The organism is Collimonas sp. (assembly GCF_044339385.1).
In the GTDB taxonomy this organism is placed as follows: domain Bacteria; phylum Pseudomonadota; class Gammaproteobacteria; order Burkholderiales; family Burkholderiaceae_D; genus Collimonas.
Window position 1 is genome coordinate 1 of the sequence record NZ_JBIIVN010000101.1, and the last position, 9419, is coordinate 9419.

General features: G+C 55.0%; 6 protein-coding genes. 5 read left to right on the plus strand and 1 reads right to left on the minus strand.

What is annotated here, in order from left to right; genetic code table 11:
- Positions 1–363 precede the first annotated feature (363 nt).
- Positions 364–1218, plus strand: coding sequence for an AAA family ATPase (locus tag ACIQ0R_RS08480; protein ID WP_395826162.1), 855 nt, complete (start codon positions 364–366; stop codon positions 1216–1218).
- A gap of 18 nt (positions 1219–1236) precedes the next feature.
- A complete protein-coding gene (locus tag ACIQ0R_RS08485) occupies positions 1237–2406 on the plus strand; it encodes a VWA domain-containing protein (RefSeq protein ID WP_395826164.1) in 1170 nt (389 codons plus the stop codon).
- 40 nt (positions 2407–2446) lie between these two features.
- Here ACIQ0R_RS08485 and ACIQ0R_RS08490 read toward each other — a convergent pair whose 3' ends face one another.
- Entirely contained in the window at positions 2447–3169 is a 723-nt protein-coding gene (locus ACIQ0R_RS08490; RefSeq protein ID WP_395826166.1) for a two-component system response regulator, read from the minus strand.
- A gap of 408 nt (positions 3170–3577) precedes the next feature.
- On the opposite strand from ACIQ0R_RS08490, the gene ACIQ0R_RS08495 reads away from it, so the two are divergent.
- The 3 genes from ACIQ0R_RS08495 (at position 3578) to parC (ending at position 9087) form a co-directional block, all read left to right on the plus strand.
- Positions 3578–5566, plus strand: a complete 1989-nt coding sequence (locus ACIQ0R_RS08495) for a DNA topoisomerase IV subunit B (RefSeq protein WP_395826168.1) — start codon at positions 3578–3580, stop codon at positions 5564–5566.
- A gap of 279 nt (positions 5567–5845) precedes the next feature.
- On the plus strand, positions 5846–6754 hold the full coding sequence (locus ACIQ0R_RS08500; RefSeq protein ID WP_395826170.1) for a lytic transglycosylase domain-containing protein: 909 nt from the start codon (positions 5846–5848) through the stop codon (positions 6752–6754).
- A gap of 14 nt (positions 6755–6768) precedes the next feature.
- The gene (parC, locus tag ACIQ0R_RS08505) at positions 6769–9087 is read left to right on the plus strand and encodes a DNA topoisomerase IV subunit A (RefSeq protein WP_395826172.1); all 2319 of its coding nucleotides are present in this window, start codon (positions 6769–6771) and stop codon (positions 9085–9087) included.
- The last annotated feature ends 332 nt before the right edge of the window (positions 9088–9419 follow it).

Genomic DNA, 9419 nt, shown 5'->3' on the forward strand with positions numbered 1-9419 from the left:
AAAAGGAGTGCTTCAACACCAACTGTTTGATAGACTTATCCACAGCTGCTAACTCAAAACGCAGCGACCAGCCCTGGGTCACATTTCAATCAGCAGGCTGGGTCAAGATTCAATTAGCGCCAACAGTCGCTAAGCCGAAACCGGCGCCACAGCACCCGCAGACGCAAAAATCGGATTTTCATTGGCTCTTGTAAATTGACGTTGAAGAAACGGTTATGACACGGTTATCTCAGCATCAAAATAACTCGATAGTAACTCGCCAGCATTTTTGGCCTTACCACCGGAGCAGCTTAATGCCGAGCCAATTGGTCAATTGAATCTCGTTTATACTCGACCTTATCTGCACTAACTTTATAATTGATAATGCGACCAGAGAAACGTTTTGAAAGTTCCCCCAGCTACGTTGCCACCGACGACCTGAAGCTGGCGGTAAACGCCGCGCTGACGCTACAAAGACCGCTACTGATTAAAGGCGAACCCGGCACCGGTAAAACCATGTTGGCGGAGGAAGTTGCCGCTGCGCTTGACATGCCATTGATGCAATGGCATGTCAAGTCGACCACAAAGGCGCAGCAAGGCTTGTACGAATACGATGCCGTGTCGCGCTTGCGCGATTCGCAGTTGGGCGATGAACAGGTCAAGGATATTCACAATTACATCGTCAAGGGCGTCCTGTGGCAGGCATTCAATGCCAACGAACAAGTGGTGTTATTGATTGATGAGATCGACAAAGCCGACATCGAGTTCCCCAACGATTTGCTGCGCGAGCTCGATCGCATGGAATTTTATGTCTATGAAACCCGCGAAATGGTACGCGCCAGGCATAGGCCATTAGTCATCATTACCTCGAATAATGAAAAGGAACTGCCGGACGCCTTCCTGCGCCGCTGCTTCTTTCACTACATCAAATTTCCCGATAAGACGACCATGCAGGAAATCGCCAACGTCCACTTCCCTGATCTTAAAAAAGATCTGCTGGCACAGGCCTTGGAAACTTTTTATCAGGTGCGTGAGGTGGCTGGACTGAAAAAGAAACCTTCGACCTCAGAGCTGCTCGATTGGCTCAAACTGCTGCTGGCCGAGGATATTCCGCCAGACGCGCTGCACAGCAGGGACAGCAGCGTGCTGGTGCCACCGCTGCACGGCGCGCTGCTGAAGAACGAACAGGATATACATCTGTTTGAACGGCTGGTATTGATGGTCAGAAAAAATCGATAAAGCGTCCTGACTACCATCATGCTGATCGATTTTTTCTTTACGTTGAAAGACGCCAGGATACCAGTATCCATCAAGGAGTTCCTGATTCTGCTGGAAGCTCTTCAGCGCCAGGTCATCGCGCCCACACTGGATAATTTCTACTATCTTGCGCGCATCACGCTGGTCAAGGATGAGGCCCACTTCGATAAATTCGATAAGGCTTTCGGCCGCTATTTCAGGGGGATCGAGGCGGTTTTCGAAAAAAATGCGGAGATCCCGCTGGATTGGCTGGAACAGCGTATGAAGCGGGAGCTGACGCCAGAGCAATTGGCGCAGTTAGAAAAGTTCGGCCTCTACAAGCTGATGGAACGCCTGAAACAACTGCTGGAGGAGCAAAAGGAACGGCACGAAGGCGGTAACAAATGGATCGGCACCGGCGGCACCTCGTCGTTCGGCAATGGCGGCACTAATCCAGCGGGGATCCGCATCGGCGGCAGCGGCGGCAACCGCAGCGCGGTGAAGGTATGGGATGCGCGCGCCTACCGCGACTATGACGGCGAACGCGAGCTGGGCACGCGCAACATAAAAGTAGCCCTGCGTCGCCTGCGCAAGTTTGCACGCGAAGGGGTAGCCGATGAGCTGGCGCTAGAAGATACGATCCGCGCTACCGCCAACAACGCCGGCTATCTCGATATAAAAATGCGGCCGGAACGTGAAAACAATATCAAGGTGCTGATGCTGCTTGATGTGGGCGGCACCATGGACGACCATATCGAGCGTACTGAAGAGTTATTTTCTGCGGCCAAGACCGAATTCAAGAACATGGAGTTTTTTTATTTCCATAACTGCGTCTACGATTACTTTTGGAAAAACAATCAGCGCCGCCACGCTGAGCGTTTTCCGACATGGGATATTCTGCGTAAGTACACACCTGACACAAAACTGATTTTCGTCGGTGATGCGACGATGAGTCCGTATGAGATTTTGCAGCCCGGCGCCGCCGTCGAGTACAACAACGAGGAAGCCGGCGCCGAATGGCTGCAGCGCTTCACGCAGGCTTTTCCCAAGTTTATCTGGCTCAATCCTGAGTCGGAAGGACTCTGGCAGTATCGTCAATCGGTTGACATAATTCGGCAATTGATGAGCAACCGCATGTTTCCATTGACGATGGACGGCCTGGAACGCGGCATGCGCGTATTGAGCAAATAAGCGCGACGACGTCGCTGGACTGTCATTACGCGATGATATTTTAGCGGCGCAGAGATAAAAATTTACTCAGCGCCACTACTATCTGCGACTGCTCCAGGTAGAGGCCAAGAAAGCCGTCACATCCGACTTGCCGGGCCCGGACATGGTCGTAGACAAAGTCTTTTTCAACCAGCAGGACGACGGCGATTCTGGTGTTTTTATAGTAGCGCTTGATGGTCGCGCATAATTCATAGGGGTCGATATTCGGCAGTTGTGGATTGATCAGCACAATCGAAATCGCTTGCTTGGCATACACCTCCGCAGCAGCATCCCCACTTCCGGCCCACTCGACCGGCACAACATGATGCGCGATGGCCATAGCGAGGTCGTCGCGAAACGTCGATTGTTTGTCGATAACCAGAATACGATCCATCTGCGGCGACTGTACCCGCATTCTCTCGTACTCGACCGGATCGGTCAGGTCGAGATCGAGACGCTCGCGCCGACGCCGCTCCGGCGCGCCGTTCGCCAGCGCAACATCAGCAGGATTTTGCTTGGCCAGCATGATCAAACGGCGATCAATCAGGCTGTCCAGAGCATCGAACAGTTTGAGCCAGCGGATCGGTCTGCCGACTGTGGTATAAGGCAGTTCCAGATCAGGCTTACCCACCAGCAAGGCTGGTCGCAAGTTGTTCGGCTCCATGTCGGCGAGTGTTGCCAGCGCCTTGAGATCATCGGCGTTGACCAGATACAGGTCTGGTTCTTGCAGGCTCTCTGCGCACAAACGATGGTATTTTTTTCTCGGTTCTGCTCCACCGAGAATGTGGCGTCGAAAATATTGATTTCACGAGCCGAAAAACCGATGCAGCGGATGGCAAATGGTAGGTTATGATTTTTCATCTTCTATCTTCTTATTTCCTGGCTGGCGGAAACGCGCCAGCACATGATAGCAGTGTCTTTATTTGCAATTTATTTTTATCAACATAATGTGCAAAACAACAACATTTCATTGAAGAAAAATCAACTTCGTAATTCTCGAAATTTATTAATGATCACACAATATTTCGATGTCGATGCAAGGCTCAGACAACGCGCCGGGATTTTTTCATTAGAATGCGCACAGGATAATTACTCGCAACATGCATTTTAGTTGCAAATAAACAATTAAATACACTTAACCCAACAAAGCTGAATGGCAACCAAAAAATCATCGCAGTCTGACTATAGCGAATCATCGATCCGTGTGCTGAAGGGCCTGGAACCGGTCAAGCAACGACCGGGCATGTACACCCGTACTGAAAATCCGCTGCATATCATCCAGGAAGTTATTGACAACGCCTCGGACGAAGCGCTTGGCGGGTTTTGCAAGAATATCCTGGTCACTCTCAACGCCGACGGCAGCGTCAGCGTTGACGATGATGGCCGCGGCATCCCGGTCGGCCTGCATCCGGAAGAAAAGGTCCCAACGGTAGAAATCGTGTTCACGCGATTGCACGCCGGCGGTAAATTCGACAAGGGCAGCGGCGGCGCATACGCGTTTTCTGGCGGCTTGCACGGGGTCGGCGTATCGGTAACTAATGCCCTCTCGTCGCGCCTGGAAATCACCGTCTGGCGAGAAGGTGGCGTACATCAGATGGTGTTCGCCGACGGCGACGTGATCGAAAAGCTCAGCACCCGTCCGATTGGTCGTGACGATAAAAAATCCGGCACACGCGTGACTGCCTGCCCGAACCCGAAATACTTCGATTCACCGGCCATCTCGCAGCCGGAATTGCAGCGCCTGCTGCGCTCCAAGGCGGTGCTGCTGCCGGGCGTCAAGGTGACGCTACTCAATGCCAAGAGCGGCGACAGCCAGACCTGGCAATACGATCAAGGCTTGCGCGGTTATCTGATGGAATCGCTGGCGCAATCGTCAAATGCGGAGCCGCTGATCCCGCTGTTTGAGGGTGAGCAATACGCCGGTGCCGATACCGAAGGTTTTGCTGAAGGTGAAGGTGCGGCATGGGTCGTGGCATGGACCGAAGACGGTGCCATCGTGCGCGAATCCTATGTCAACCTGATCCCGACTTCAGCCGGCGGCACGCACGAATCGGGCTTGCGCGAGGGCTTGTACGGCGCGGTCAAAAGCTTCGTCGAAATGCACTCGCTGCTGCCGAAGGGCGTCAAGCTATTGCCGGAAGACGTGTTTGCGCGCGTCTCTTTCGTCTTATCGGCCAAGGTACTGGACCCGCAATTCCAAGGCCAGATCAAAGAACGCCTGAATTCGCGCGATGCCGTGCGCCTGGTCTCCACCTATACCCGGCCGGCGCTCGAATTGTGGCTGAACCAGCACGTTGAATACGGCAAGAAACTGGCCGAGCTGGCCATCAAGCAAGCCCAGAACCGCTTGCGCTCGGCGCAAAAAGTCGAAAAGAAAAAATCCTCCGGCGTGGCAGTATTGCCGGGAAAACTAACCGATTGCGAATCCAGCGACATCAGCCGCAACGAGCTATTTCTGGTCGAGGGCGATTCGGCCGGCGGCTCGGCTAAGATGGGGCGCGACAAGGAATTCCAGGCCATCCTGCCGCTGCGCGGCAAGGTACTCAATTCCTGGGAAACCGAGCGCGACCGCTTGTTCGCCAACAATGAAATCCACGATATCGCGGTGGCCATCGGCGTCGATCCACACGGCAAGAATGACCCCGTCGATTTCAGCAGCCTGCGTTATGGCAAGATTTGCATCCTGTCCGATGCTGACGTCGACGGCTCGCATATCCAGGTGTTGCTGCTGACCCTGTTCTTCCGCCACTTCCCGCAACTGATCGACCGCGGCAACATCTGTATTACCAGGCCGCCGCTGTATCGCGTCGACGCCCCGGCACGCGGCAAGAAGCCGGCGCAAAAAATTTACGCGCTGGACGATGGTGAACTGGAGGCGACAGAAGACAAATTGCGCAAGGACGGCGTCAAGGACGGTGCCTGGAGCATTTCCCGCTTCAAAGGCTTAGGTGAAATGAACGCCGAGCAACTGTGGGAAACCACGATGAATCCAGACACTCGCCGGCTGCTGCCGGTGATGCTTGGCAGCTTCGATCTGGAGGCATCCGAAAACCGTTTCAATATGTTGATGGGTAAAGGCGAGGCCGCAGCGCGCCGCGCCTGGATCGAAGAGCACGGTAACGAGGCTGAGGCGGATATCTGATGCGTTATCGATTAGCCAAGCCAGCGTATTTATCGGCAAAACGTATTATGATGGACGCAGATTTATCATCCGCCCGCTCCCGCGAGCCGCTGGCGAACGGCGAAGGTCCCAGCCTGCAATGCCAGTCATCCCCGCAGCATGCGTCCACGCAACGCCAAAGCACGTTGGTTTTGCCCATGATTTTTACTCCCGGCCGCGGTGCGGGCGGCAAATTCAAAGGACATTGCCTTTCATGAACACAGCAATAACAACGCCGACAGCGTTGGTGACAGAGCGCAGATGAGAAATCTTCGCTGTCATCTGGGCCAGGTCTTTCTGGCGCGAGTCGTCACAGCAGTCATGCTAACGCTGGTGCTGCTGAGCGCGGCTGGTATTGCGCGTGCGGATATCTATGGCTACATCGATGCGGATGGCGCAGGGCATTTTTCGACCGAAAAGCTGGATGACCGGTATCAACTTTTCATGCACGGCGACGCTGCTTTCGACTCGTCGCAAGTGACGACCGACCGCCCCGCGCCGCTCAATCAGAAACTGCGCGACAGCCCTCTGTTTAGTTATCTGTCGCAACATCCCAACCTGAAGAAATACGCAGCGCTGGTGGAACAGGCGGCACATGAATTTGCGCTTGAGCCGGCGTTGCTGAAGGCGGTGATGGCCGCTGAATCAGGCTTCGATCCTGGCGCGGTCTCGCCCAAGGGCGCGATCGGCCTGATGCAAATCATGCCGGCAACCGCCGAACGCTACGGCTTGAGCGGTGACCACAAAAAACCTCTTGCCCAAAAGCTGACCGATCCACGTACCAATATCCGCCTTGGCGCACGTTATCTGCGCGACTTGCGAAATATGTTTCCGTCGCGGCAAGACTTGGTGATTGCATCCTATAACGCCGGCGAAGGCGCGGTACAGAAGTACAACAATCAGATACCGCCATTTCCGGAAACACGCAACTACGTGCAGCTAGTACGCCAGTTCTATCAATTGTATAAACCGACATTCGGCGGGATCGCCATCAGCAGCAACGGTGACAGCAGCGGCAGCAACCTGAGGCGCGTCCATCTGGTGCTTCCGGGGCGCAGCAACATGCCGCCGCCGTTGACTGCAGCCAGCGCCCGGCTCAATCCGCCTGCCATGCCGTCAATACCATTAACCACAGCCACACCCACGGCGGCAACGCCTTTTATCGAATAATTTGCTGAATCTCCATGACTGACCAAAACGATCTATTTGCCCCCCCGGATACTCCTTCCCCTGACGCAGAATCGTTAACGCTTGCCACTTTCGCCGAACGCGCTTACCTCGATTACGCGATTTCCGTTGTCAAGGGCCGTGCCTTGCCGGACGTCTCAGACGGCCAGAAGCCGGTGCAACGGCGCATCCTGTATGCGATGAACGAACTCGGCCTTAACGCTGCCGCCAAGCCGCGCAAATCGGCGCTGGTGGTCGGCGACGTACTGGGTAAGTTGCACCCGCACGGCGACCAGTCGGTGTACGACGCGCTGGTGCGGATGACCCAGGATTTCTCGCTGCGCTACCCACTGGTCGACGGCCAGGGTAACTTCGGGTCACGCGACGGCGATGGCGCTGCGGCAATGCGCTATACCGAAGCGCGTTTGACGCCGATTGCCCGCCTGTTGCTGGAAGAAATCGATATGGGAACCGTCGATTTTCAACCCAATTACGACGGCTCGACCGAAGAGCCGCGCCTGCTACCGGCGCGCCTGCCGTTCGTGTTGCTGAACGGCGCCTCCGGCATCGCAGTCGGCCTGGCCACCGAAATTCCAGCGCATAATCTGCAGGAAGTCGCCAAGGCGGCGGTGGCGCTGATCCGCAATCCGGCGCTGAGCCATGCAGAACTGATGCAGATCATCCCCGGCCCGGACTTCCCCGGCGGTGGCCAGATCATTACCTCGCCCAACGCGATTTCGGAAATGTACGAGAACGGTCGCGGCAGCCTGAAAGTGCGCGCCACCTGGAAAATCGAGGACCTGTCACGCGGCCAGTGGCAGGCTGTTGTGACCGAATTGCCGCCTGGCGCATCCTCGCAAAAAATCCTCGAAGAAATCGAGGATCTGACCAATCCGAAAATCAAGCTCGGCAAAAAGACCCTGACGCCGGAACAGCTGGCGCTGAAGACCTCCATTTTGTCGGTACTCGATACCGTGCGCGACGAATCCGGTCGCGATGCGCCGGTACGGCTGGTGTTCGAGCCGAAGTCGAAGAATCTCGACCAGACCGAGTTTATCAACATACTGTTGGCGCACACCTCGCTGGAAAGCAGCGCTTCGATCAACCTGGTGATCATCGGTGGCGATGGCCGTCCGCGCCAGAAGAGCCTGGGCATGATTCTGCGCGAGTGGATCACTTTCCGCTTCGCCACCATCACACGCCGCTCGCAATACAAGTTACAGAAAATCGAAGACCGTATCCATATTCTGGAAGGCCGCGAAGCGATCCTGCTGAATATCGATAAGGTCATCAAGATCATCCGCGAATCGGATGAGCCAAAACCGGCGCTGATCGCCGAGTTCAAATTATCCGACCGTCAGGCCGAGGACATCCTGGAAATCCGCCTGCGTCAATTGGCGCGCCTGGAAACCATCAAGATCCAACAAGAGCTGGCCGAGCTGCGCAATGAAAAAGCCACATTGCAAGACCTGCTCGACAATCCTGCATCGATGAAGCGCCTGGTGATCAAGGAGATCGAAGCCGACCAAAAGCAGTTCGGCGATGCACGTCGAACATTGATCGAAGCAGCTGAAAAAGCCGTGGTGGAAACCAAGGTGGTGGATGAACCGGTCACCGTCGTCATTTCGCAAAAAGGCTGGATTCGGGCGCGTACAGGCCATGGCCATGACGCTGCCCAGTTCGCATTCAAGGCCGGTGATGCACTGTACGGCGCATTTGAATGCCGCACCGTCGATAACCTGCTCACCTTCGACTCCAACGGCCGCATCTATTCGGTGGCGGTATCGACGCTACCGAACGCACGCGGCGATGGCGTGCCGATCACGACCTTGATCGACCTTGCCAGCGGCAGCAGCGTCTTGCACTATTTTGCCGGGCCATCAGAGCGCACATTATTGCTGGCATCATCGGGCGGCTATGGCTTTACCGCCAAGATCGGCGACATGCTGAGCCGAGTCAAGGCCGGCAAGGCATTCATCACGCTCGACGCGGGTGACCTGTCGCTAGCGCCGCAGCCACTCGACAGCAGCGTCAGCGCTATTGCCTGCCTGTCGGAAAAGGGACGCTTGCTGGTATTTGGTTTAGACGAATGCAAATCGCTCAGCAACGGCGGCCGTGGCGTGATCCTGATGGAGCTCGAGAGTGATGAGAAGCTGCTGGCGGCGCAACCGATCAGCCAGCGCGGCGTCGTTGTGTCTGGCAACGGCCGCGGCGGCAAGGCGCAACAGGTGGCCTTGTCGGCATCCGGTCTGGCACCGCATATTGGCAAGCGCGCCCGCAAAGGCAAAGTACTAGAGTCAAAACTGAAGCCGCTGACACTGACCGCGCAGACCTGATGTAGAAGCATCCGTAGGGTGGACAGGAAGTTCTACCCGCCCTACAGATCTGATTTAGAAACAATTAGAACAATTAGAACAATTAGAACAATTAGAACAATTAGAACAATTAGAACAATTAGAACAATTAGAACAATTAGAACAATTAGAACAATTAGAACAATTAGAACAATTAGAACAATGAGCTTCCCCCGAAATTTAGTCTTCCTGAGCTTCCCCCGAAATTTAGTCTTCCATAGGTAACGTAAAATCAACGATCCTTTGGAAAGACCAGCAATGAAGAAGATACCAAAACAGATGTACACGGCGGAGTTCAAGGAGCTAGCCGTGCA